Annotated in this window: 23 protein-coding genes and 1 pseudogene; 9 read left to right on the top strand and 15 right to left on the bottom strand. The window is 63.6% G+C overall.

Annotated features, from left to right (window positions below; translation table 11 throughout):
* Both ACUN9Y_RS02430 and ACUN9Y_RS02435 read left to right on the top strand, forming a co-directional pair.
* Nucleotides 1-1355, top strand: a 1355-nt coding sequence (locus ACUN9Y_RS02430; protein WP_445459090.1) for an RHS repeat-associated core domain-containing protein, incomplete at its 5' end; no start/stop codon positions are given.
* Nucleotides 1355-1924 carry a hypothetical protein gene (locus tag ACUN9Y_RS02435; protein ID WP_445459091.1) on the top strand — a complete coding sequence of 190 codons (570 nt, stop codon included), beginning with the start codon at nucleotides 1355-1357 and terminating at the stop codon, nucleotides 1922-1924. The genes ACUN9Y_RS02430 and ACUN9Y_RS02435, both read left to right, overlap by 1 nt.
* Nucleotides 1925-2096: 172 nt before the next feature.
* Here the strand turns inward: ACUN9Y_RS02435 and ACUN9Y_RS02440 are convergent.
* Nucleotides 2097-2691, bottom strand: a pseudogene (locus tag ACUN9Y_RS02440) (IS256 family transposase); the annotation flags it as partial.
* Between the two features lie 197 nt (nucleotides 2692-2888).
* Nucleotides 2889-3767, bottom strand: coding sequence for an SDR family oxidoreductase (locus ACUN9Y_RS02445; RefSeq protein ID WP_445459092.1), 879 nt, complete (start codon nucleotides 3765-3767; stop codon nucleotides 2889-2891).
* Between the two features lie 135 nt (nucleotides 3768-3902).
* On the opposite strand from ACUN9Y_RS02445, the gene ACUN9Y_RS02450 reads away from it, so the two are divergent.
* Both ACUN9Y_RS02450 and recG read left to right on the top strand, forming a co-directional pair.
* Nucleotides 3903-4823 carry a LysR substrate-binding domain-containing protein gene (locus tag ACUN9Y_RS02450; protein WP_445459093.1) on the top strand — a complete coding sequence of 307 codons (921 nt, stop codon included), beginning with the start codon at nucleotides 3903-3905 and terminating at the stop codon, nucleotides 4821-4823.
* Nucleotides 4820-6901 carry an ATP-dependent DNA helicase RecG gene (gene recG, locus ACUN9Y_RS02455; RefSeq protein ID WP_445459094.1) on the top strand — a complete coding sequence of 694 codons (2082 nt, stop codon included), beginning with the start codon at nucleotides 4820-4822 and terminating at the stop codon, nucleotides 6899-6901. Before ACUN9Y_RS02450 ends, recG begins: the two co-directional genes overlap by 4 nt.
* Nucleotides 6902-7104: 203 nt before the next feature.
* Here recG and ACUN9Y_RS02460 read toward each other — a convergent pair whose 3' ends face one another.
* The 3 genes from ACUN9Y_RS02460 to ACUN9Y_RS02470 form a co-directional block, all read right to left on the bottom strand.
* Complete coding sequence (locus ACUN9Y_RS02460) at nucleotides 7105-7461, bottom strand: hypothetical protein (RefSeq protein WP_445459095.1); 357 nt, start codon at nucleotides 7459-7461, stop codon at nucleotides 7105-7107.
* A gap of 114 nt (nucleotides 7462-7575) precedes the next feature.
* Nucleotides 7576-7851, bottom strand: coding sequence for an HU family DNA-binding protein (locus ACUN9Y_RS02465; RefSeq protein WP_445459096.1), 276 nt, complete (start codon nucleotides 7849-7851; stop codon nucleotides 7576-7578).
* 245 nt (nucleotides 7852-8096) lie between these two features.
* Nucleotides 8097-9251, bottom strand: coding sequence for an FAD-dependent oxidoreductase (locus tag ACUN9Y_RS02470; protein ID WP_445459097.1), 1155 nt, complete (start codon nucleotides 9249-9251; stop codon nucleotides 8097-8099).
* Between the two features lie 170 nt (nucleotides 9252-9421).
* Here ACUN9Y_RS02470 and ACUN9Y_RS02475 point away from each other — a divergent pair, with 170 nt between their 5' ends.
* From ACUN9Y_RS02475 to phoR, 4 genes are all read left to right on the top strand, one after another.
* Entirely contained in the window at nucleotides 9422-9949 is a 528-nt protein-coding gene (locus ACUN9Y_RS02475; protein ID WP_445459098.1) for a chorismate--pyruvate lyase family protein, read from the top strand.
* 220 nt (nucleotides 9950-10169) lie between these two features.
* The gene (gene ubiA / locus ACUN9Y_RS02480) at nucleotides 10170-11057 is read left to right on the top strand and encodes a 4-hydroxybenzoate octaprenyltransferase (protein WP_445459099.1); all 888 of its coding nucleotides are present in this window, start codon (nucleotides 10170-10172) and stop codon (nucleotides 11055-11057) included.
* A gap of 138 nt (nucleotides 11058-11195) precedes the next feature.
* Nucleotides 11196-11885, top strand: coding sequence for a phosphate regulon transcriptional regulator PhoB (gene phoB / locus ACUN9Y_RS02485; RefSeq protein ID WP_445459100.1), 690 nt, complete (start codon nucleotides 11196-11198; stop codon nucleotides 11883-11885).
* Nucleotide 11886: 1 nt separating this feature from the next.
* On the top strand, nucleotides 11887-13206 hold the full coding sequence (gene phoR, locus ACUN9Y_RS02490; protein ID WP_445459101.1) for a phosphate regulon sensor histidine kinase PhoR: 1320 nt from the start codon (nucleotides 11887-11889) through the stop codon (nucleotides 13204-13206).
* 35 nt (nucleotides 13207-13241) lie between these two features.
* On the opposite strand, the gene ACUN9Y_RS02495 is transcribed toward phoR, so the two are convergent.
* The 8 genes from ACUN9Y_RS02495 to ACUN9Y_RS02530 all read right to left on the bottom strand — a co-directional run bounded on the left by ACUN9Y_RS02495 (nucleotide 13242) and on the right by ACUN9Y_RS02530 (nucleotide 21152).
* Nucleotides 13242-14207 (bottom strand): hypothetical protein, encoded by a 966-nt coding sequence (locus ACUN9Y_RS02495; RefSeq protein ID WP_445459102.1) that lies wholly within the window; start codon nucleotides 14205-14207, stop codon nucleotides 13242-13244.
* 76 nt (nucleotides 14208-14283) lie between these two features.
* On the bottom strand, nucleotides 14284-14616 hold the full coding sequence (locus tag ACUN9Y_RS02500) for a YnfA family protein (protein WP_445459103.1): 333 nt from the start codon (nucleotides 14614-14616) through the stop codon (nucleotides 14284-14286).
* Nucleotides 14617-14681: 65 nt separating this feature from the next.
* Nucleotides 14682-15416: a sulfate transporter CysZ gene (gene cysZ / locus ACUN9Y_RS02505; protein WP_445459104.1), complete on the bottom strand. Its 735-nt coding sequence runs from the start codon at nucleotides 15414-15416 to the stop codon at nucleotides 14682-14684.
* Nucleotides 15417-15594: 178 nt separating this feature from the next.
* Nucleotides 15595-16320: a phosphate signaling complex protein PhoU gene (gene phoU, locus ACUN9Y_RS02510; protein ID WP_445459105.1), complete on the bottom strand. Its 726-nt coding sequence runs from the start codon at nucleotides 16318-16320 to the stop codon at nucleotides 15595-15597.
* 24 nt (nucleotides 16321-16344) lie between these two features.
* The gene (gene pstB / locus ACUN9Y_RS02515; protein ID WP_445459476.1) at nucleotides 16345-17118 is read right to left on the bottom strand and encodes a phosphate ABC transporter ATP-binding protein PstB; all 774 of its coding nucleotides are present in this window, start codon (nucleotides 17116-17118) and stop codon (nucleotides 16345-16347) included.
* Between the two features lie 91 nt (nucleotides 17119-17209).
* Nucleotides 17210-18823, bottom strand: coding sequence for a phosphate ABC transporter permease PstA (gene pstA / locus ACUN9Y_RS02520; RefSeq protein WP_445459106.1), 1614 nt, complete (start codon nucleotides 18821-18823; stop codon nucleotides 17210-17212).
* Nucleotides 18820-20043: an ABC transporter permease subunit gene (locus tag ACUN9Y_RS02525; protein WP_445459107.1), complete on the bottom strand. Its 1224-nt coding sequence runs from the start codon at nucleotides 20041-20043 to the stop codon at nucleotides 18820-18822. The genes pstA and ACUN9Y_RS02525 overlap by 4 nt, the downstream gene beginning before the upstream one ends.
* Nucleotides 20044-20159: 116 nt before the next feature.
* Nucleotides 20160-21152, bottom strand: a complete 993-nt coding sequence (locus tag ACUN9Y_RS02530) for a PstS family phosphate ABC transporter substrate-binding protein (protein WP_445459108.1) — start codon at nucleotides 21150-21152, stop codon at nucleotides 20160-20162.
* A 172-nt stretch (nucleotides 21153-21324) separates the two neighbouring features.
* Here ACUN9Y_RS02530 and ACUN9Y_RS02535 point away from each other — a divergent pair, with 172 nt between their 5' ends.
* On the top strand, nucleotides 21325-21753 hold the full coding sequence (locus tag ACUN9Y_RS02535) for an acyl-CoA thioesterase (protein WP_445459109.1): 429 nt from the start codon (nucleotides 21325-21327) through the stop codon (nucleotides 21751-21753).
* Between the two features lie 213 nt (nucleotides 21754-21966).
* Here ACUN9Y_RS02535 and ACUN9Y_RS02540 read toward each other — a convergent pair whose 3' ends face one another.
* On the bottom strand, nucleotides 21967-23058 hold the full coding sequence (locus tag ACUN9Y_RS02540; RefSeq protein WP_445459110.1) for a TRAP transporter substrate-binding protein: 1092 nt from the start codon (nucleotides 23056-23058) through the stop codon (nucleotides 21967-21969).
* Between the two features lie 303 nt (nucleotides 23059-23361).
* Nucleotides 23362-24099, bottom strand: a complete 738-nt coding sequence (gene aqpZ / locus ACUN9Y_RS02545; RefSeq protein WP_445459111.1) for an aquaporin Z — start codon at nucleotides 24097-24099, stop codon at nucleotides 23362-23364.
* Nucleotides 24100-24691: the final 592 nt, after the last annotated feature.

Consider the following 24691-nt stretch of genomic DNA (forward strand, 5'->3'; position numbering starts at 1 on the left):
TGTCGCCGGCCATGGGCAACCTGCTCAAGCGCTACGCCGGCACCCACTACCACTACGACGCCTTCGGCAACCTGACCCGGCGCATCGCGCCCAACGGCCACACCTGGCACTACCAGTACAACGCCGAGCACCGGCTGACCGAGGCCAGCCTCTACCACCAGGCCCCCGCCGCCGGCGACGATGCCGTGCCCGTGACCCAGGCCCAGTACGCCTACGATGGCCTCGGCCGGCGCATCTACAAGCGGGTCAAAGCGCCAGGCGCCGCCGACAGGCTGACCGTCTTCACCTGGGACGGCGACCTGCTGCAGAGCGAAGAGAGCTTTCTCGGAACGCTGCCACCCACGCCCTACTTTTATTCGCCGTCAGAGCACTCAGAGCTCACCCGCGAGAACCCCGGGCGAAAGCACTCGATCCCCATCGCCCAGCGACAGCACAGCCTGGCCACGACCCCCGGCATCACCCCGGAGCGCCGCGTCAGCTACCTGTTCGAGCCCGGCAGCTTTATCCCGGCGGCCAAGCTGGAGGCGCACTACAAGGCCATCGAACAGAAAACCGGCAGCGGCACCGTGCTGTACACCGACCACCAACTGGCCGAACAAACGCTCTATTACTTCCAGACCGACCACCTCGGCACGCCCTTGGAGCTCGCCGGCAGCGACGGCAACCTCGCCTGGATCGGCCAGTACCGCGCCTGGGGAAAACTCACCAAGGCCACCGACGGCAACGGCGACCCAAACACCACCGACAACCCCTTCAGATTCCAGGGCCAGTACCATGATGAAGAGACAGGCCTTCACTACAACCGCTTGCGCTACTATGATCCGGAGATAGGGCGCTTCACCACCCAGGACCCCATCGGGCTCATGGGTGGTGCGAACCTGTACATGTACGCCCCCAATCCGACAGGATGGGTGGATCCGCTGGGGTTGAGCAGTTGTAGTACAACGCCCCCTGCCGATGAAGGCTTTTTTAGTGGCATCTGGCGAAGCTCGACATCCTGGCATTTTGAAAACAGGGCGTGTAACAACTCAAATCTTCCGACATATAGAGAAGCAGTGGGTCGTAATTCCCAGTGGCAAAAATTGCCTGAGAGCCAAGCAATTTTCCACGACAACGGGATTGGAAAACCTGAAGTAAAATTTATCCACCCAGACGGCCGCGAAGTAATTTTCGATGGTGATACACACGAGATCGTCACTAACGATAAGTATATTGGGACATATAATTATGTCAATCCTGCTCCACTGCCAACGAGCATTGGAGAAATTCCAAACTTCATAGAAAAAGGAGGGGCGCACTTGATACTTGATGTTGTCCCATACGCAATTGGCGGCAATGTACGAGGACCAAACTAATGGGTGGAAAAAATGGAACGCACTCGATCATAAAAAAAATTAACAAAGCATTGTTTTTTTTAGAAGGACTAGCATCTATATTGCTTCTATCTGCATGTGGAACCACAGAGATGGTATACTACGAGCACCAACCATCCGAAGCTTTTTACAGTCACCGCGAACTGTCTGCACCAGAATTAAAAAACTTTACTGCCGACGGAATTTTATTTACTGTCGACGTCAACGCAGCAATGCTTAATAAATACTTTTTATGGCTTGGAGTTTATACATTAAAAGAAGGCGCAGACATCACTATAGAGAAGGCTTCTGTATTCAATGGAGAGAATGAGCTAGCAAGAACATTCAATCTAAACCTGCTGCTTGACGAAGACATCACGGGAGATGGTTTTTATCAAAACCAGGATGACACGCTGAAGCTTTTTGAACTGAATAATGATTACCTAGAAAAAAGTCTAGAAAACGAAATCTCGGTGACTCTTAAAGTATTTTACGTGATTGAAGGAAAAAGGGGGGTAATGGAGTTCACATTGGATCGTCGGGTTGAAAAGCAAGTCGTGTACCCAACTTAACTTCTCAGTATCAGCATCATCCCCAATATCAGGATAAGTGTCGTGTCTAAAGTGGATCACCGGTTTTGTGCACTGGTAAAACCACGAACATCGACACAACGGGATTCGCCTGGTGACACAGGCGAACGTATTCAAAACACTGTGTCGGCCTGGAAATCATAAGTCCGTAACCGTCCATCCGCCCGGGGAAATGGATGGCCATCTGAGACAGCGCCAGACTCCAATTCTGTACAGGATGTGTCCAGCGCTCCGATGCTTTGAGAATACCGGCGTAGAGCAGCTTTAGCAGGCTGTTCTCGTCAGCGAAACCGTCCTTGGTCGTGGCCAGTTTGCGGAGGTGCCGATGGACGGCCTCGATAGCATTGGTGGTGTAAACAAGCCTTGCGCACATAATCAGGATACTTAAAATAAGCCGACAGCGTCGGCCATTTTTTGCGCCAGGAGGCGATAACCAGGAGATACTTGTCTCCCCACCTGGTTTCCACCTCGTCCTGTGCCAGCTCGGCCGCATTGAGCGTGGCCACCGTGTAAACGGCTTTCAGGTCGGTCATGAAGGCCTTTTGGTTTTTCAAGGCAACGTACTTCATCAAGTTGCGGATCTGGCGAATGATGCAGTGCTGGATCTCGGTCTTCGGGTAAATGCTCTCGATAGCTTCAGGGAAGCCTTGCAGCCCGTCGACACAGGCGATCAGCACGTCCTGCACACCTCGGTTGTAAAAATCAGTGAGCACGTTCAGTCAGTGATGGGCGCCCTCCTGACCGGACACGATGGCTGGGAATCACCGACGATCCACAGACGGCCGCCGGTTACTCCTCAGACCATTCGCTTTCACCGTCAGGACGCCACCGAGCGTGAAGTTCAAGAATGGCCAGTGCCTTGGCATAGCCTTGAGCCGCGGTGAAAGTAAGCCTTGAGCGCCGATGTCGCCCTTTGCCACGCCCCCGCAGGAACTCACCAACAGAGCTAGGCTTTCACCGCCTTCAGGAACCCGCCTTCCTTCAACACCTGGGCATATCCATCGCGATAGGTCGGGTAGCGGAACCGGTAACCGCTCTCGATCAGCAGGCTGCAATCGCAACGCTTGCTGGCTCGGCGGCGCAACGGTGACTGGATGATCTCGGTGGCCTCGACCTTCAACTGCTGGGCGAGCCAGGTCATGACCTCGTTGAGCGGAGCCGGCTCGGTGTCACTTGCCAGGTACAGTGGTGCTAGCGTCTCCCCCTTCACGGCCAGGCCGATCAGGTGTCCCAGCACACCGGCGCAGTCGTCGCGGTGGATGCGGTTGGAATACATCGGCGGCGACGCCGGGGCGACGCGCCCTTCGCTGACCTGGCGAATCAGGCGATCGCGCCCGGGGCCATAAATGCCCGAAAAGCGCACCACGCTGCCGGGCAGCTCGTGGTCGATCAAGGCCTGCTCGGCCTCACGCATCAGCTGGCCCGAAAAGCCGCTGGGCTCGGTGGCGCTCTGCTCATCCACCGTCTCGCCTTCCTGCTGGGCGTAGACGCTGGTGGAGGAGACGAAGAACACATGGCGCGGCGGCTTGTCACGCTGGGCGAGCGCCTCCAGCACGGTCTTCATGCCATCGGCGTAAGCCGTCCGGTAGGCTTGTTCGTCGAAACGGTCGGCGCTGACCACGTAGACGACGATGTCGGCCGCGGGCAGTTCAGCCACCGCAGCGGCATCGGAAAGGTCCACGGCGAGTCCCTTGATCCCCGTGTCGGCCAGCTTTTCCGGGCGACGGCGTACGCCGATCACCCGGTGCCCCTGCTCGATCAATTCGCGTCCCAGCGTTATGCCAATATCACCGCAGCCAAGAATCAGTGTCGTCGTTGTCTTCACCTTTACCTCGTCCCCCTGATATAAAATCCCTATTACCGTTGTCCTGGATGCTTCCATCTTGCATGGATCACCGCACGGGGCCGACAGCGAGATTCCTTTCACTACCTCGACCGAAGGATGCCGACAGGCGCCACCATGACTCTAACAGAACTCCGCTATATCGTAACCTTGGCCCAGGAGCGCCACTTCGGGCGCGCCGCCGAGCGTTGCTTCGTCTCCCAGCCGACCCTGTCGGTGGCGGTGAAGAAACTGGAAGAAGAGCTCGAGGTCGCCCTGTTCGAACGCTCCAAGTCCACCGTACAGGTGACGCCGCTGGGCGAGAAGATCGTCGAGCAGGCCCAGCGCGTCCTGGAGCAAAGCAGCGCCATCAAGGAACTCGCTACCGCCGGGCGCGACCAGCTGGCAAGCCCGCTGCGCATCGGTGCCATCTACACCATCGGTCCTTACCTGTTCCCCCACCTGATCCCCGAGCTGACCCGTGGCGCCCCCCAGATGCCGCTGTACATCGAGGAAGGCTTCACCGGCAGCCTCCGGCGCAAACTGCGCAACGGCGAGCTCGATGCGATCATCGTTGCGCTGCCGTTCACCGAGACAGATGTCGTGACCAAGGGGCTCTACGACGAAGACTTCGAGGTGCTGCTGCCGGCCGACCATGCCTGGGCAGAGCGTGATCATATCGCCAAGGAATCCCTGCTCGAGGAACGCCTGCTGCTGCTCGGTGAAGGCCACTGCTTTCGCGACCAGATCCTGGAGGCCTGCCCGGCGATCAGCCACAAGCTCAACAGCCCCAACAACACCCTTACCGCCGAAGGCGGTTCGCTGGAGACCATCCGCCACATGGTGGCCTCGAAGCTGGGCATCACGGTGTTGCCGCGCTCGGCCATCGGCACCAATCACTACGAACGTGGCCTGCTGATCAGCCGGCCGTTCGTCGATCCGGCGCCCAAACGCACCGTCGCCATCGCCTGGCGGGCGAGCTTCCCGCGTCCCAAGGCGATCGACGCGGTGACCGAAGCGGTCGCGCGCTGTCGCGAGGCAGAGCCGACGACACCGTGAGCGAGCTGGACAACCCCGTCACGTCGCTCAAGGGGGTCGGCGAAGCCCTGGCCCTCAAGCTCGCCCGGCTCAAGGTGGAACGGGTCTCCGACCTGTTGTTCCACCTGCCGCTGCGCTATCAGGACCGTACCCGTATCACCCCCATCGCGACCTTGCGCGGTGGCCATGAAGCGGTCGTGGAAGGTGAAGTGTCCGCCGCCGACGTGGTTCGTGGGCGGCGGCGCAGCCTGCTGGTACGCCTGCGCGACGGCAGTGGCATCCTCAGCCTGCGCTTCTTTCACTTCTCGCCCGCCCAGCAGCAGCAGTTTCGCCCCGGCGCCCGGGTGCGCGCCTTCGGCGAGGCCAGGGCCGGAGCCACCGGGCTCGAGATCTATCACCCCGAGTACCGCCTGCTGGGGGGCGACGAGGCGCCGGTGGAGGATCACCTGACGCCCATCTACCCCACCACCGAGGGGTTGCATCAGGCCCGTCTCCGGGCCTTGATCGAGCAGGCCATGGCCTGCCTCGAGGCCGAGCCCACGGCGCTGCCTGACGGCATTCCTGAGCGTCTGCGTGAGCGCTTCGCGCTGCCGCCGCTGCACGACTGCCTGAAAACGCTGCACCTGCCGCCTCCCGACAGCGATGCCGACGCCCTCGCCGAGGGGCGCCATCCGGCGTGCCGTCGGTTGGCGATGGAGGAATTGCTGGCCCACCAGCTAAGCCTGCGTGAGGTACGCCTGCGCATTCAGACCGACGGCGCACCGGCGCTGTCCGGCGGCGGCAGCCTCAGAACCCGGTTCGTGACCCAGCTGCCGTTCTCGCTGACCGGCGCTCAGCGCCGTGTTCTCGATGAGATCGGCCTCGATCTGGCCCGCCCTGCGCCGATGCTGCGCCTGGTACAGGGCGATGTCGGTTCGGGCAAGACCGTGGTGGCCGCCATGGCCGCGCTCATCGCCATCGCCGGCGACTGCCAGGCCGCCATCATGGCGCCGACGGAGCTGCTGGCCGAGCAGCACTATCGCGCTTTTCGCGACTGGTTCGCCCCGCTTGGCATCGATGTCGCCTGGTTGTCGGGTCGGCTCAAGGGCAAGGCACGCCTGGACACCAAGGCCGCCATCGCCGACGGCCGCGCGCGCATGATCGTCGGCACCCACGCCATCTTCCAGGACGACGTCCAGTTCCAGCGCCTGGGCCTGGCGATCATCGACGAACAGCACCGCTTCGGCGTTCATCAACGTCTGGCGTTGCGCGAGAAGGGCGAAGCCGGCGGCCTGACGCCCCATCAACTGGTGATGACGGCGACGCCGATTCCGCGCACCCTGGCCATGAGCGCCTACGCCGATCTGGATGTCTCGGTGATCGACGAACTGCCCCCCGGGCGCACCCCGGTGACCACCGCCGTGGTGCCGGACGAACGTCGACCGGAGGTGATGACACGCATCCGCGGTGCCTGCGCCGACGGCCGCCAGGCCTATTGGGTCTGCACCCTGATCGAAGAATCCGAGGCGCTGACCTGTCAGGCCGCCGAAGTCACCCGAGATGAACTCGTCGAGGCGCTGCCGGAACTCACCATTGGCCTGGTGCATGGGCGCATGAAGGCCAACGACAAGGCCGAGATCATGGATGCCTTCAAGGCCGGCGAGCTGGACCTGCTGGTGGCTACCACGGTGATCGAGGTTGGCGTCGACGTGCCGAACGCGAGCCTGATGATCATCGAGAATCCCGAGCGCCTGGGGCTGTCGCAGCTGCATCAGCTGCGCGGGCGTGTCGGTCGCGGCAGCACCGCGAGTTTCTGCGTGCTGCTCTATCATCCCCCGCTGTCGCAGACCTCGAAGAAACGCCTGGCGGTGATGCGCGAGACCACCGATGGCTTTCGCATCGCCGAGAAGGACCTGGAGATACGGGGCCCAGGCGAGGTCCTGGGCACGCGCCAAACGGGCCTGGCACAGATGAAGATTGCCGATCTCGAGCGCGACGCCGACCTGCTGCCACGCATCACGCCATTGGCCGATGCCCTGCTCGAGCTGGACCCGGAGGCCAGTCGCCGGCTGATCCGACGCTGGCTCGGCGAGGAGGCCGGCCGCTATGGCCAGGTGTGAAGACAGCGAGTGACGATCGCGGCCAGCGACTCAGGCGCTAGCCGGCAAGCGCCCATCAACGACGGCGGTGGAGGGCCCATGGTGGCCACGGCTTGCCCGGGGCTTGCGTTGAATGCGCCGAGCAGAAGACGGCCTGCGTAAAAAAACAGTGGGCGACGGGCACGGTGGGGACAGTCATCAGACCAGGGCGATGCCTGGCCGGATCACAGATGCTTGAGCAGGCGCTGGAGCTGGTCGAGGTCCTTGGCATCGCCGACCAGACGTAATCGCCCGTCGACCATACCGTCGAGAAAGGCGCGCTGGGTCGGTTTCCTGAGGACCTTGATCGCCGCTTGTTCGTCCTGAAAGCGCAGTTCCAGGTCGAGATCCACCGGCAGGCCCGACTTCGACACGATGTCACGTCCGCTCATGCGATAGTGCCTGGCGATCCGCAGATCGTCGGTGGCTATGCCCCAATCCAGTCCTCCTAGCTCCTCGAGACGCTCACGAAAGCGCGGCTTGCGCCGACGCGCCCGCTTGAGCATCACACCGAGTAGCCAGAGCATCAATCGCAGCGTCATGGAGCCTCGTTGAATGGCCGAAAAACGTGGATGAGAGCGCGGTCCGGAGTCACCGCCGGACCGCGGCGGGGGCGGCCTGGTGGCGCCCTCTTGGCTTGGATCTGCTAGCCTCGCCTAGCGAGCGACGGCGTCCTTGAGCCCCTTGCCGGGCTTGAAGGCAACGGTCTTGCTGGCCGGAATGGTCAGCGGCTGTCCGGTCTGCGGGTTCTTACCGGTACGGGCAGCACGCTCGCGCACGGTGAAGGTGCCGAAACCGATCAACGATACGTCCTGGCCCTGGGACACACTGCCGGTGATCTCATCGAGAATCACGTTGAGTACCTGGCTGGCCTTGTCCTTGGATAGATCGGCACGCTCGGCGATTGCCGCGGCGAGTTCTGGCTTGCGCATACAGCCCTCCTGAATTTTGGCATGCGACCGGTGTTGTCTCACCGGTGTGGTTGTTATTCCACGTAGATTCGGATCCATCGCCTGCGTCTCTCGAAGCCGAAGCTTCACCCCACCGGGACGCCGTGTAACCGATTTCTCGGTACGCTGCGTGTCGGCCCGTGCAGGACCAACCACGGGAAAAGCGCAGGCAGATGACACCTCCAACAACGGGACGCTCGGGGCGCCAGACCGCGTCGTTGACGACCCTAGCCTAGCAACGGCGGCGCCGCTCGCGCCAGTTCGACTTTCCGACGAACGCAGCGTCCGGTCAACGCAAAGCCTTTGAGCTGCCCTGTGTCATCTTCGGCGAGGGCGCTCATGTCCTCGCCGTCGGCCTCGATGCGCCACCTCACCGCGCCCATCGGCGGCAGCGAGACCACCGGCAGCAGCGGCGTCTTGACCAGCACCGGCCAAGGCCCATAGCGGACCTCGCAGGGGTCTCCGGTCAGGGTCCGGGCCAAGGCCTTGGCCGAGGCCTGCAATGGCTGGACGTACATGGCGTTGATCCCATCCACCGATGCCACGTCACCGAGGGCGTAGACATGTGGCCTGCCGGTCGACAGCCAGCGATCGACGCGAATGCCGTCGGCGCCCACCGCAAGGCCCGCTGCCGCGGCAAGCTCGATGCGCGGCCTGAGCCCGGTGGCGACCAGCACCAGATCGGCTTCGACGTGGTGGCCGTCGTCCAGGCGCAAGGCCACATCGGCGCCGGCATCGCTGACGCCTTCCACCAGACGCCCGTAGCGACAATGAATCCCGGCCTGGGTAAAGGCTTCGCCCAGGGCCCGTCCCAGCGGCGCAGGCAACAGACGCGGCAGAAGACTGGTCTCGGGGCCGATCTGGGTGACGTGGTGGCCGCCGGCCTGCAGATCGTTGGCAAACTCGCAGCCGACCAGGCCGAGGCCGACGATGGCCACCCGTGCCGGACGCCCCAGGGCCGCCAGGGTGGCATGGAAGGCGCGATAATCGTCAAGATCGTTGATGGTGAAGACCCGCTCGCCCAGCGCCAGCGGCACGTCGAACGGCGGCACCGGTGCGGCACCGGTCGCGATCACCAGGTCCGAGTAGGGCAAGCATTCCTCGCCCAGGTGCAATACCGCCTGATCACAATCGATGGCGTCGACGCGCGTGTACGGGCGCACCACGACGCCCAATTGATCGGCGACTTCGAGGGCCGAGCGGGCCGCCAAGCGCTCCGGGGGCAGGCGCTTGGCGAAGCCGGTGGACAGCAACGGCTTGGCGTAGTCGTCGGCGCCATCGGCGCTGATCAGGGTGATCGCTCGCTCGCCGTCGAGGGCGCGAACCTGGCGCGCCAGGCCGAGTCCCGCCATGCCGGTGCCAATAATCGTCAGGGGGTGCATCGCGACTCCTTCACCAGGTGAGCTCTTGGGACAGACGGCCAGGCCGCCGATGCCGTTCATGTGGGCCCGCTACTCGGGCATCCGGACGCCGGGGCGTGCCGTCTCGCCTGACCGCCATGGTACACTATTGCCCTCATTTTCAGTGACCTGGAGGCGTCGTCGACCCGGCCATGACACAGGATCCCCGCTGGCAGCCCCTGGCCGCCGCCCGAGCACAGATGAGCGCGGCCTGGTGGCGCTGGGTCGCCTCCCGAGATTCGCTCACCGAGCGCCTGGTACAGGCCGCCAACGGTCGCGACTTCCAGGTCCGGCTGATCACCCAGCACCTCGGCCAGGCCCACCGCGACGAGGCCAGTGCTCTGGGCTTGAATCCGGATCGACGCGTATGGCTGCGCGAAGTGGCGCTGTGTGTCGATGATGTCCCCTGGGTGATGGCGCGCTCGGTCACCGCCGATGTTCCACGCCGCGCGACGCCGTTCGATGGCCTCGGCGAGCGGTCCCTCGGTAGCTGGCTGTTCCGCCAACCAGACCTGCAGCGCGGCCCCATCGAGGTGTGTCGTGCCCCACGGCCAATCGACCACACGACGGGGCCGTGGCAGCGGCGATCGGTCTTCCGCCATGCCGACATCGAAGTCCTGGTGCAGGAAACCTTCCTCGACCAAATGGCCGACGCGCTACGCCTGTCCGTACCGCGCTAGGCGCTCGGCGCTCGGCGACGCCGCCGGCACTTGCCGTGCACTAACACCACGTCGAACGGCGACCGCCGGTAGTCTTTCGACCGGCGCCGCGCTAGGCTTGGCAAGCTGAAGATCCCCGCCAGCGCCTTGCACGTCCATGGCACGCACGCCTGGCGCTGCCCCGGCAGCCAGCGCCTCGGACGTCGAGCGCGGGACGGCCTGCAACCGACGAGAGAGTCCGATGGAACGATCCCTGCTGCGCCCCAAGGGGCTGACCCGCCTCCCCGACTTCCTGGCGCTCACGCGCCTGGATCGCCCCATCGGCACCTGGCTGCTGATGTGGCCGACCCTGTGGGCACTGTGGATCGCCTCCGAGGGCGTGCCCGAGCGCGCCACGCTGCTGATCTTCGTCGTCGGGGTCTACCTGATGCGGGCCGCCGGCTGCGTGGTCAATGACTACGCCGATCGCCACTTCGACGGTCACGTCAAACGCACCAAGGCGCGTCCCCTCGCCACCGGACGCATCAGCGAACGAGAGGCCAAGGTGCTGTTCGTCGGCCTGATCGCCGCGGCCTTCGTGCTGGTCTGGTTCACCAACGGCTTCACCGTCTGGTTGTCGCTGATCGGCGCGCTACTGGCGGCGATCTATCCGTTCATGAAGCGCTATACCCACTTCCCACAGGTGGTGCTCGGCGCCGCCTTTTCCTGGGCCATCCCCATGGCCTTCGGTGCGGTACTCGGTGAAGTGCCCACGGTGGGCTGGCTGCTGTTTGTTGCCAACGTGCTGTGGACGGTGGCCTACGACACCGAATACGCCATGGTCGACCGTGACGACGACTTAAAGATCGGCATCAAGTCCACCGCCGTGCTGTTCGGGCGCTTCGACAAGCGCATCATCGGTCTGCTGCAACTGGCGACCCTGGCCCTGTTGGGCTGGGTCGGCGGAGTGCTCGACCTTGGCGGCTTCTACTGGCTGGGTCTTGCGGCCATGGCGGCGACCTTCGTCCATCAACAGCGCTTGATCGGGGATCGCGACCGCGATCGCTGCTTCCAGGCGTTTCTGAACAATCACTGGTCCGGTCTGGTGCTGTTCGCCGGTTTGGCATTAAGCCTCTACCCTGCCCTGTAACCCCCGTACAGCGGGGTTATCGCGGCGCGGAAGGGCTGTCTTTCCGCGACCATCCGGGCGACACTGTCATGTGATTGTCATATTGACGTGCTGTCATCGTCATCGTCCTGTCAACGACCCTGACCATGAGGCCCTGGGATGACCGCCAAGACTGTACTGATCGTCGACGATGAAGCGCCGATCCGCGAAATGATCGCCGTGGCGCTGGAAATGGCCGACTATCGCGTGCTCGAGGCCGACAACGCCCAGGCCGCCCACGCCATCATCGTCGACCACCTGCCCGACCTGGTGCTGCTCGACTGGATGATGCCCGGCACCAGCGGCATCGAGCTGGCACGCCGGCTCAAGCGTGAGGAGGCTACCGCGGAATTGCCGATCATCATGCTCACCGCCAAGGGCGAAGAGGACAACAAGATCCAAGGCCTGGAATCCGGCGCCGATGACTACATCACCAAGCCGTTTTCACCGCGTGAGCTGGTGGCCAGGCTCAAGGCCGTGCTGCGCCGGGCGACCCCGCGCGGCATCGAGGACCCGGTCGAGGTCGAGGGCCTGATGCTCGACCCCGTCAGCCATCGCGTCAGCGTCGAGGGCAAATCGCTGGAAATGGGGCCGACCGAGTATCGGCTGCTGCAATTCTTCATGACCCACCAGGAACGCGCCTACACCCGCGGCCAGCTGCTGGACCAGGTGTGGGGCGGCAATGTCTATGTCGAGGAACGCACCGTGGACGTCCATATCCGTCGCCTGCGCAAGGCCCTCGGAGAACCTCATCAGCAACTGATCCAGACGGTGCGCGGCACCGGCTATCGGTTCTCCGCCAAGGCCTGAAGTGGGACGCCTCTGGAAACGAGAGCTATGGCGCCTGGTGGCGCTGGTGGCGATCGGTGGCCTGCTCGGCTGGCCGTTTGCGCTGACAAGCTACGGCGTGATTGTCGGCCTGGCCCTGTGCCTGGCCCACCACATGCGCCAGCTCCATGCACTCTACGACTGGCTGGCCCATCGCCCCCAGCAAGAGCCGCCAGCCTCCAGCGGCCTGTGGGGCGAATTGTTCGACCGCCTGTATCGCTACCAGAAAGGCCAGCGCACTACCCAGCGGCGTCTGCGGGCCACCCTGCAGCGCATCCAGGAATCGTCCGAGGCCATGCGCGACAGCGTGGTGATGCTCGACCGTCACGGCGACCTGGAATGGTGGAACAGTGCCGCCGAGCGCATGCTCGGGCTCAAGCCCGCCCTCGATCGCGGCCAGCACATCACCAATCTGCTGCGCGACCCACGCTTCGTCAGCTACTTCGCCTCACGCGACTATCGCGATCCCCTGACGCTGACATCGCCGATCGATGAGCAGATGGTGTTGCAGTTCCAGATCACCCTGTACGGCGACGATGAACGCCTGCTGATGGCCCGCGACATCACGCGACTGCACCGTCTGGAGCAGATGCGTCGGGACTTCGTCGCCAACGTCTCCCACGAGCTCAGAACGCCCCTGACGGTGCTCACCGGCTACCTGGAGACGTACGCCGACATGGCCAGCCTGCTGCCCGAGCGACTCGGCCGCGGCATCGACCAGATGCAGACGCAGACACTGCGGATGCAGAACCTGGTCAATGACCTGCTGCTGCTCTCCCGGCTGGAAACGGACCAGGGTGGCGAGGATGACGTTCGCATCGAGCCGGCCACGCTGCTCGCCGGGGTACAGCGCGATGCCGAGGCCCTGTCGGCGGGCGACCACCAGATCGAGATCGAGATCGACGACAGCCGCGCCGTACTGGGCAACGAGAAGGAGCTTCACAGCGCGATCTCCAACCTGGCCTTCAATGCGGTGCGCTACGCCGGCCCCGGCTCGCATATTCGATTGCGCTGGCGCGCCTGCCAGGGGGGCGCCTGCCTGGAAGTCGAAGACGACGGCGAAGGCATCGACGCGCGTCATCTCCCGCGCCTGACCGAGCGCTTCTACCGTGTCGACAAGGGTCGCAGTACCGCCACCGGGGGCACCGGACTGGGACTGGCCATCGTCAAGCACGTGCTATTGCGCCACAACGCCCAGCTCGACATCAGCTCTCAACTGGGCCAGGGGGCGACGTTCCGCTGCGTGTTCCCGCACGACCGCTTGATCGCCGCCGCCGACGATTCTCGTCGGCGTCAGGCCTGAGATCGACTCCACCCGGCCCCGCGGTGTCGGCAAGCTCAGCGAATCTGCTCTTTCAAGCCGTAATAATCATCTGATTTAAATATCTCGATCTCGGCGGCGAGTGACGTGCCTTCCTGCTTGGAAAGCAGAACGCTGGCCACCGCGCTCAGCGAACACAGCACCTCCTTGCACTCGATGCGCGCCTTCATCACCGAACGGCTGACCAGCACCAGGCACAGGCTCTGCAACTGCGACAGGTTCTCGGCGAGCTGTCGGTGCAGGTTACCGGCGACCTGGGCACACAGCTCGGCATCCTGGATGTCGCTGCTGCCGTACTCACGACGAAAATCGTCCTCCCTGCCGTCGGGAATCAAGAACTCGACGAACTCGACGTAGTCCTCGTCGAACAGGATGCTCTGGATCGACTGAAGCATCTTCTTGCGTGCCGCCTCGCGCTGATCCTCATCGTCGAAAACGCCATACTCCGCTTCCTGGGCCAAGCGCCCCGCCTGTTCGATTTCCTTGAATAGCGACGAATATCCGGATGACAGTTCGTTGTAGCAGTCGCCGATATCCGTGAAATCCTTGCTCACGCTGGCCACCAGGCTCTCGCCCTCGGGGAGGGACTTGAGCACCGGAAAGAGCACGTACTTGTGGGTGTGGCAGGCCTCATAAAACAACGACAGCTCTTCCTTGAGGGCATGGAGATGGAAGTTGATGTCCTGCAGGTAGGCGTCGTCCGCCTCGATGCGCCGGGCAACGCCGTCTCGGCCATCGCGTGCGTAGGGCCGGTCGATACGCGTCTCGATCTTGGTGGCATGCTCGACCAGAGCAATGAAGCGCTTGGACAGGTCCCAGGTGGTGTCCTGCACCTTGTTGGCGGCGATGGCCCGGGCCTGATCGTTGATGCCGATCTCCCGTGCCAGGCGGCGCTGGCGGTGGTTATCGATGCTCCATGAGAAGAAGGCGCCAATGATGGCAAGGCTGGTGGCGATATCGACGCCGAACTGCAGTTGTTCCATGGAAAAGCGCTTTTGTAGGTAAATTGGACTTACTCATATACCTCAAAAGAGTGACACCCTCCAGCGTTACCCGGCGTCAGGCCCGCGGGGCCAGCAGAATGATCGCCGCCCCCGCCAGGCACAGGCCCCCGCCGAGCAGATCCCAACGATCGGGCAGGCGCTGCTCCACCGCCCACAGCCAGACCAGCGACGCGACGATGTAGACCCCGCCATAGGCCGCGAAGGCCCGCCCGGCGAATTCGCTGTCGCTGAGGCTGAGCAGCCAGGCAAACGCCGCCAGGCTGACGAGTCCTGGCAGCAGCCACCAGGCCGAGGCATCCGCTCGCCACCAGCGCCATACCGCGAAGCACCCGGCGATTTCCGCCACTGCGGCGAGTGCATAGATCGCGAACGTCATTACCACAGACATCGTCTCGGACTCCTCGCGTAGGGGCCGCCGGCACCGCACTCGACACGCGGCGTCCGCGGCTTGCCTCAGCGCCGCTGTGTCAGCGCCGGCAGATCGCGATAGTGGCGGTCCCACATCAATACCGCTCCGGCCACGGCACCAGGGATCAAGAACAGGTTGGCCAGCGGAATCCAGGTCACCAGCGTCACCAGGCCGCCGAAGGTGAAGCTTGGCCACTTGCGGGTCGCCAGGCGCTTGCGCATGTCGGTGAAGCTGACCTTGTTGTTATCCATCGGATAGTCGAGATAGGTGATGGCCATCGTCCAGGCAGTGAAAGCCGCCCACAGCAAGGGCGCGATCAGGTTCAGCACCGGGATCCAGCTGATGATGAACAGGCCGATCATGCGCGGCAGGATGTAGCCCAGCTTGACCAGTTCGCGTCCTAGCGCATCGACGCCGGTCTTCAGCCAACCGCGGTCATCGATGGGCTCGCGCCCGGTCAGTTCGACCTCGGCGCGGGCCGCGAGAAAGCCGTAGAAGGGCGCCGCGATCAAATGGGTAATCAAGGTGAAGGAAAAGAACACGATGACCAGCAGGCTGACCACGAATAGCGGCCAGATCAGCCAATCGAGCCAGTTGAGCCAGGTCGGCACCATGGCCATCCAGCTATCCACCCAACCGCCGAACTCGCCGAACACGTAGCTGAGCATGGCGGCGTAGACCAGCAAGTTGACCAGTATCGGCAGAAACACATAGCGACGCAGGCCGCGGCTGTAGACCAGGCGGGTTCCACGGCTCAGCGCCTCGAAGGCAGTCAGCATGTCGTACGTCCTTGGCAGTGGCTGAAAAAAGCGCCCCAACGACAACGGGCCGTCACATAAGACGGCCCGTTCGGGCTGTGCAGACCGCTCGACCCGTCGGGGCGGGCCTATTGACGCCGCTTACGCGGCCAAGGTCAAGAGCCCTTGCTCCGCCGGGTCAATCCGCGACCGAGGCAGATCAGGGCTTGGTCAGCATGTCCTGATCCAGGTCCTCGGGATCGGTGTGGCGAATATCGAGGCCCTTGACCAGGTAAATGACGTACTCGGCCAGGTTATTGGCGTGGTCACCGATGCGCTCCAGGGCGCGCAGAATCCACATGATCCCGAGCACCGGCGAAATGGCCCGGGCATCTTCCATCATGAAGGTCATCAGCGCGCGCATCGCGCTCTTGTATTCGCTATCGACGCGCTCGTCTTCCTGCACCACTTCCAGGGCAAGCTCGGTGTCGAAGCGAGCAAAGGAGGTCAGCGCATCGCGCACCATGCGGCGCACGTGTTCGGAGATGTTGCGCACCTCGACGAAGCCGCGAGTACCATTGTTGCTGTCGACCAGCTCGATGGCGTTGCGCGCGATCTTGCTGGCTTCATCGCCGATACGCTCAAGATCCGAGGCGGCACGAATCACCGCCAGCACCAGGCGCAGGTCGGACGCCGCCGGTTGACGACGGGCCAACACCCGGGTGCACTCGTCGTCGATCTTGATCTGCATGTCGTTGACCGCACGGTCATTGGCGACGACCCGCTCGGCGAGCTTGGAATCGCCATCGAGCAATGCGCTGACGGCGTCCTGGACTTGTTTCTCGACCAGCCCCCCCATGGCCATCAGGTGGGTCTTGAGCTCCTCGAGCTCGTGGTTGAACTGCCGCGAAATATGCTGGCTATGACTATCGCTGGTGATATCCATCTGACTCTCCTGACCGGGACAGGGTCAGCCAACCATGCGCCCGGTAATGTAGTTCTCGGTGCGCCTCAGGCGCGGATGGGTAAACAGGGTGTCGGTGGGGCCGTACTCCACCAGCTCTCCGTTGTGCAGAAAGGCGGTGTAATCCGAGACCCGCGCGGCCTGTTGCATGTTGTGAGTGACCAGCACCAGTGTCAGATGCGACTTCAGGTTGCGAATCAGCTCCTCGATCTTGAGCGTCGAAATCGGATCGAGGGCCGACGCCGGTTCATCGAGCAACAGCACCTCGGGCTCCACGGCGAGGGTTCGGGCGATGACCAGGCGCTGCTGCTGGCCACCCGACAAGGCCCATGCAGAGGCCCGCAAGCGTCCCTTGACCTCATCCCACAACGCCGCCGAGCGCAGCGCCCATTCGACCACGTCGTCGATGCGACGCTTGCTCAACCCCCCTTGCAGGCGCAAGCCGAAGGCGACGTTGTCGTAGATCGACATGGGAAACGGGTTGGGTGCCTGGAACACCATCCCCACCCGTCGCCGCAACTCCGCCACCGACACCCTCGGGTCGTGAATATCGTGGCCCTCGAGAAAGATGCTGCCACTGCGCGTCACGTTCTCGTTGAGGTCGTGCAGACGGTTGAGCGATCTGAGCAGCGTCGACTTGCCGCACCCAGACGGCCCGATAAAGGCCGTGACCCGGTGCCGCGGCACCCTCAGCGTCAGATCCTGAAGCGCCGACTTGTTGCCGTAGGACAGCGCCAACCCTTGGATATCCAGGCTCGATGCCTCCTCGGCGAAGGTCATGATCGCGCCATTGCGCTGCCCCCTTGCCGGGTCGGCGGCAGGGTCCAGCGAAACACGCGGATGACGATCGACTGACTTGGACACTTTCACCTCAGGGACGCGCGTACGCGCCATGACGCGTACGCAGATGATGACGCAGAAATATTGCAGTCAGGTTAAGCACCAGAATGACCAGCACCAAGAGCAGCGCCGTGGCATACACCAGCGGCAAGGCGGCCTGAACATCGCTGGCGTGAAAGGCCGCATCATAGATGTGATACCCCAGATGCATGAACTTGCGCTCCACGTGCAGGTACGGGAACTCACCATCCAATGGCACCTGGGGCGCGAGCTTGGCCACGCCGACGAGCATCAGCGGTGCCACCTCACCGGCGGCCCGGGCCACGGCCAGAATCACCCCGGTCAGCATCGCCGGCGTGGCCATCGGCAAGACCACCCGGGTCAGCGTCTCGAAGCGAGTGGCGCCAAGCGCCAGGGCCCCTTCACGCTGGTGCGCAGGAATTCGCGCCAGTCCTTCTTCGGTGGCGACGATCACCACCGGCAGCGTCAGCAGCGCCAGGGTCAACGAGGCCCACAGCAGGCCACCGGTGCCGAAGGTCGGCGATGGCAGCGTGTCGGCATAGAACAAGCGATCGATACTGCCGCCGATGCCATAGACGAACACGCCAAGACCAAAGACGCCGTAAACGATGGAAGGTACTCCGGCCAGGTTCCTGACCGCGATGCGCACCAGGTGCGTCAGGCGCCCCTGGTGGGCCACCTCATTGAGATAGACCGCCGCCAGAACACCGAAAGGCGTGACCAGCAGCGACATCAGCATCACCATCAGGATGGTGCCGAATATCGCCGGCCAGACTCCCCCGGCGGTGTTGGCGTCGCGTGGCCCCTCGGACAGGAAGTGCCATACCCCGGAGCCCCAGTGGCCAAGCTTGGCGTACCAGGCCATGGCATTGGGGCGCCAGGCCCTGAGCACCTCGTCCAACGGCTGTTCGATACGCCGACCCTGGGCCGATTCCAGGATCAGAGTGGTCCCCGTCATGGCGGCCTGCAACCGGCGAACTTCCGCCTGGGCCTGCGCCAGCGCCGTGTGCTGCGCGGCGTGGTTGGCGGCGGCATCGGACGACGACTCCATCTGGCGCACCAGCGGCAGGATACGCATCTGCGAAATCTCGTCACGCCGCTCACGCAGCCTGTCGATCTCGGCCAGCCTCGTGGTGAGCGTCTGCCAGGCATCGTCACCCACATGGCGCCGGCCATCACCGCGCACGGCGACCAGGCGTCCGAAGAAGCTCCCCCAGCGCCTGCGCTCGAGTGCCACGAGCTCCCCAGGAGTCGCTGTGGCGACGATGGCCGACGACGCTACCCAGGTCCAGACGCCACCGCCGAAGTCGCGGTTGGCGGTGAGAAATCGTGTCTCGTTGGCCGCCTGGTTCTCCAGTGCCCGGGTCTCCACCGCCACGCCTATCACTTCTTGACCATCGTCGAGGGTGACCTGCTCGAGACTCGCCGGCCAGAAGTGGCCGAGTCCGCGGCTGGCCAGCAGTACCAGCAAGGCACCGAGCATCAACAACGACAACGCCACCGCCGCGGCGGATAACCAGGCCCAAGGCCCTTCACCACGACGCCCTTTTCCACGGCGCCCCTTGCCACGGCCCCCTTTGCCGCAGCTAGGCGCCGGGCTTTCGGTATGGCCAGGAATGTTCATGTCTGCGCTCCCAGCCGAGCCAGCCGATTCCCTAGACGCGCGCGCACGGCCTCCGCCAGGGTATTGACCAGAAAGGTAAAGACAAACAGCGCCAGGGCCGCCACCAGCAGCAGTCGATAGTGGTCCCCGCCGGGCCCCGCTTCGGGCAATTCGATGGCGATGCTGGCCGCCAGCGAGCGTAGCCCATCGAGCGGACTCGCCGTCATCAGGGCGGTGTTACCGCTGGCCATCAGCACGATCATGGTTTCCCCCACCGCGCGCCCGGCGCCGATCATCAGCGCCGAGAAGATGCCAGGCAGGGCCACCGGCAGCATCACTCGGGTCAGGGTCTGCCAGCGGGTCGCCCCCATGGCCTGGGCGCCCTCGGCGAGCGTCGTCGGCACTCCGGACAGCGCGTCTTCTGCCAGGGCGTAGATCCCCGGCATTACCGCAAACCCCATCGCCGCCCCCACGACCAGCGCATTGCGCGCCTGCAGGTCGAGGCCATAGCGACTCTCCACGAAGCCTCGCAGATCGCCATCGAACAGCGCCTGTTGCCACAGGGGCGTCACCCACAGGGAGAACGCGGCCAAGGCGATGAGCCAGGGCATCAACCACACGCCGGCCCAGCGCAGCGACAGCCAGCGATGCCAGGCCAGCGGCAGGTAGCCGCGCAGTGCGCCGACAACGAGCACCCCGCAGGGCAACACCACCGCCAGAGACACCACCGATGCCAGGTGTCGCTCTACCCAGGGGCCCAACAGCAAACCGGCAAGAAAGCCCAGTACGACGCTCGGCATGGCTTCCATCAGCTCGAGGGTGGGGCGAACCCGTGCGCGCAGGCGCGGGGACATGAACAGACTCGAGTGAGCCGCCGCCCCCAGCGCCAGAGGGATTGCCACGGCCAGCGCCCAGAAGGCCGCCTCCAGCGTTCCCCAGGCCAGCGGCACCAGGCTGATGTGGGCTTCGCCCCCTGTCTCCAGGCGATGGGGCAGCCAACGATACTCGACCTCGCCACCGGCATACGGTTGCGGCTGCCAGAGCGCGGATAGCTCCAGCCCCGGACCGGCACTGTCCAGCCCTGCGAAAAACAGCGGTACGACCTCGACGACGAGAAAGACGCCGATGGCGACAACCGCCAACAGCACACCGATGCCCCCCGCGGTGATCAGGGCCGTGGCCAGGCGGTCGCGACGCTGGCGGTGCCGATACAGACTTGTCAGGGGAGCGGAGTGAGGCATGAAGGGCGCCGGTGACGTGGAGTTAGCGGAAAATTACGACAACTTCATGACAACTGCATGACAGTCGACCCGACGACGAGGGAACGGTCCGCGCCATTGCCCCCTTACCCGGGTCATCACGGCGACACGTTCTCGCGGTTCTCGACGGGCGACGGGACCGGGGCGATGAAACCCGCGCCGAGCGGGTCAAGGCCGACGGCCCGACGCTGGCGGTTGAGCACCGGTACCGGCAAACCGACGAAGCCTAGCTCGGCCACCACCGCCTGCCCTGTTGGTGACAATACCAGATCGAGAAAGGCCCGTTCAGCCGCGGGGAGCGCCTTGTCCGGGGAGTGGTTGACGTACAGCAACAGATCGCGGGCCATGGGATAACGACCACTGCGCAGCGTCTGGCGACTCGGGCTCACGGCCTGACCGGGATCGCCGATCGCCAGCGTACGGACATCCGACGTCAGGTGATTGAGCCCGGCATAACCGATGCCCCGCGGATCCTCGCCGACCTGGGCCACCACGGCGGCGGAGCCCGGGGAGGCATTGACCGACACGCGAAATTCGCCGTCGCACAGGGCGAGACGACGAAACAGCGCGTGGGTACCCGACACGGCGTTGCGCCCATACAGGTGAATGGGCCCCTCGGGCCACGCGAGGCCCAGCATCTGCCAGCGCGAAATCCCTGCATCGGCACCGCAGCGGCGAGTGTCGGAGAAGATGGCATCGAGCTGGGTGCGACTCAATTCGGTCAAGGGATTGCGCCGATGCACCACCACCGCCAGCGCATCCTGCCCCACCACCAGGGCCGTAGGCTGGTAGCCGTAGCGCCGGCTGAAACCGCGACGCTCGTCATCGAGCATCGGTCGCGACATCGGGCCCAGCAGGGTGGTGCCAGCGATCAGTGCCGGCGGCGCGCTGGCCGACCCACTGGCCTGCAGCTGCAGACGAATGCCCGGCCAGCGTTGCTCGAGATGCTCGCCCCAGCGCAACATCAGTTCGGCCATGGTATCCGACCCGACCGCATTGAGGTTGCCGACGACGCTGTCCGCACTCGCCGGGGCAGCGATCAGCAACAGGCTTGTCAGCAGCATGGTCCGAAGACGATCGAGCAGACCCATGGAACCTCCGAGGGCGGTTGGCGGTCAGCCAAGGTGGTGAAAGAGACGGCGAGATGTATACCATGGGGGCGTGACGAGGCCCATCGCTCCATCGCTCCATTGCCCATGACGCCCGTTACCCCGGCCCACAACAATTAACCACAGGCCAAGCGCCGCCCGACACGAGCATCGCATGAACGCACCCGACGACGTCCCGACCCCGAGCGGCCAGCTGACCCTGAAGCTCGCTGTCACCCGCCAGTACACCAACGCCCACGGCGACATTCCCGCCGGTTGGCTGGTCAGCCAGATGGACCAGGCCGCCGAATGGACCGCCAGCCGCGAGGCCAAGGGCCGCACCGCCACCGTCGCCATCGAGGCGATGGATTTTCTCTGCCCAGTCCGCCAAGGCGCGCTGATCAGCATCTACACCGACGTCCGGGAGATCGGTCATAGCTCGATCAAGATCGACGTCGAAGTGTGGATCCGCACCGCCCAATGCAACGACGATGATGATCCCCACAAGGTCACCGAGGCACGTTTCGTCATGGTTGCCCTCGACGACAACGGTCGCATCCGCGGCGTTCGCCCCTCAGGAAGCGACGGACGCCGCGAGACATGACCCGGTGAGCGGCCCGAGAACGCCTACCGCTCGACCCTGGACCGTCGGTGTCCTCGACGCCAGCGAGACTCGTCGAAGCCCCTCCGGGTGTGGCACCGAAATCGACGGGGCGGGCGGCCAGGGCTGGCCAGAAAGGCCAACCCAGTGGCACCGCCCGGCCCGCTCGCTCAGCGAGCGGGTCCGACGAGATGAGTGGCTTACGAGATGAATGGCTTAGTCGTTGACGAGGCGGTCGCGGGCCTTGAGGTAGGCGAATTCGCCGACATCGGTAAAGGGACGCACCTTGCGCTGGAAGTCGCGATAGGAGGCGTAGATCTTGGCCGAGTCGGGGTCGCTGTCGACCTGGTTTTGCAGCACCTTCAGCGACGACTCATGCAACGCCGCCATGACATCATCGGGGAAGGTCCTGAGCTGAACCCCATGCTCATTGATCAGGGCATCCAGTGCCTCGGCATTGCGCAGGGCAAACTCGCTGATCATGGCCAGGTTGGAGGCACGAGCCGCCTCGGTCACCACCGCCTTGAGATCATCCGGCAGGGCGTTCCAGGCATCCAGATTGACCGTGCCTTCCAGCACAGCACTGGGCTCATTCCAGGCCGAGGTGTAGTAGTAGTCAGCCACCTGATGCAAACCGAAGGCAAGATCGTTGTAGGGACCGACCCAATCGGCCGCATCGAGCACCCCGGTCTGCAGTGAGGTGAATATCTCGCTGCCGGGAATGGTCAAGGTCGTGACACCGATGCCGCTCATCGCCTCACCGGCCAATCCAGGAAGACGAAGCTTGAGCCCCTGCATGTCATCCAGCGACGTGACTTCCTTCTTGAACCAGCCGCCCATCTGGGTGCCGGTGTTGCCCACCGGGAACGGCTTGAGGTTCTGTTTGGCATACAGCTCGTCCCACAATGTCTGGCCATCGCCGTTGTACAGCCAGGCATTGGTCTCGGTGGTGGTCATGCCAAAGGGCACCGCGGTGAAGAACTGCGAAGCCGCGACCTTGCCGCGCCAGTAGTAGGACGCGGAATGCCCCATTTCTGCCGTCCCGGCAGAAACGGCGTCAAACACTTCCATCGCCGGCACCATCTCACCCGCACCGTGAACCCTGATCCGCATGCGACCGCCGGACATCCGTTCGATGCGTTCGGCAAACTCATTGGCGCCGGTGCCGAGTGCGGGAAAGTTCTTCGGCCAGGACGTGACCATGTTCCAGGTGATGGTTTCCTGGGCACTGGCGGTGTTGACGAAGGGGGCGGCGGCTACACCGGCGGCACCGACGCCGGCGGTCTTGAGAAAGGAACGGCGTTCCATGGGGCATGCTCCTGAGGCTTGTTATGTCGTCACCGGGGCGGCCCCGGCGCGTCTTCCATCAGGCAGTATGCGCGAAACAGAAATTAGCCTGCAAGCGGTCCCCCCGTTCCCCTGAACGCCGGCATCGTCGCCAACCTTGCCCGGCTTTCGTCATCGCCCAGGAGCGCATCGGTGGCAGCACCACGGTGCCGTTCGCCGACGCCATTAGAAGACGCGATTCGACAACGCCTGTCGCTGAACGCGAGGAACGGCCCCTGGGCCAGGCTAGTGAGCCACTGGCACCGCCCGGTTTTGGGGCCATGCCTAGGCAGCGGGTGCGTCGAGCCGGTCACCGTCAGGCGAGTCCGGGCCGGCAACGACCCCACCGCCGATGAAACGATAGACAAAAGCCCCCAGGATGGCTCCCAGAATGGGCGCTACCCAGAACAGCCACAGCTGCGATACCGCCCAGCCACCCGCGTACAGCGCCACCGCCGTACTTCGCGCCGGATTCACCGAGGTGTTGGTCACCGGGATGCTGATCAGATGAATAAGGGTCAGACACAGACCAATCGCCACGGGGGCCAGCATCGCTGGAGCACGCGTATCCGTCGCGCCCAGAATGACCACCAGGAACATCGCCGTCATGACCACTTCGGTGACGATCGCTGCGCCCATGGAGTAGCCCCCTGGCGAATGTTCGCCATAGCCGTTGGCGGCGAAGCCGGCCGAGACGTCGAATCCCGCCTGCCCCGATGCAATCACGTACAACACGCCACCTGCCAAGGCGCCACCGCAGACTTGCGCGATGATGTAGCCAGGCAGATGGCGCGCCGGAAAGCGTCCCGCCGCACACAGGCCCAAGGACACCGCGGGATTCAAGTGACAACCGGATATATGGCCGATCGCAAAGGCCATGGTCAGCACAGTGAGGCCAAAGGCCAAGGAAACACCCAGCAACCCTATGCCAACATCGGGAAATGCCGCCGCCAATACCGCACTACCGCAGCCTCCAAGCACCAGCCAGAAGGTGCCTACGAACTCAGCACAATATGTTTTCATCGGACGTTCTCGCTATTCTTCATACCCATAGGGTCCCTTCATTCGCTACAACTGGGCGTCCATCTCGAGTACGGATACATGACACTCTCGACAACCTGATATAACAGCAACCGATCTCGCCTCGAGCGCAAACCGACGAAACCGCTCCACCCCATAAATAGGGGACGATATAAGCCCATGCCGCGGAAAGAAAAGATTCGACATCCCGTCAAAGATAACAATATCGACGAATATTAAAGAATAAGAACGCGCCCCCCTGAATACAACTGTCCCTAGGGGGTACTATCCTCTATCAGCAGAGAAACGTATCGCCTACCCAACTTCATACTTCTAGTATTTATAAATATGCGAAAATGGCAGAATCAGGATCAACAAAAGAACCCAGCGCGTCCATGAAAACGCGTAGCGCCCGGGCCACGGAGGCGAGTTAGCGAAGATGGACGTCTTGTTACGCCGAGAGCCGAGCCCCCTCCTGGCTCACGATCGCTTTGGTCAGCGCGAGCCCGCCCGCGCACCGGGGCACAGACGGTATCCCTTGGCCATCAATAACCGGACGTCGATCAGTTGTCTGTCCGGGGTCCCGGGGAACGGC

Source organism: Halomonas sp. V046 (genome assembly GCF_052645355.1).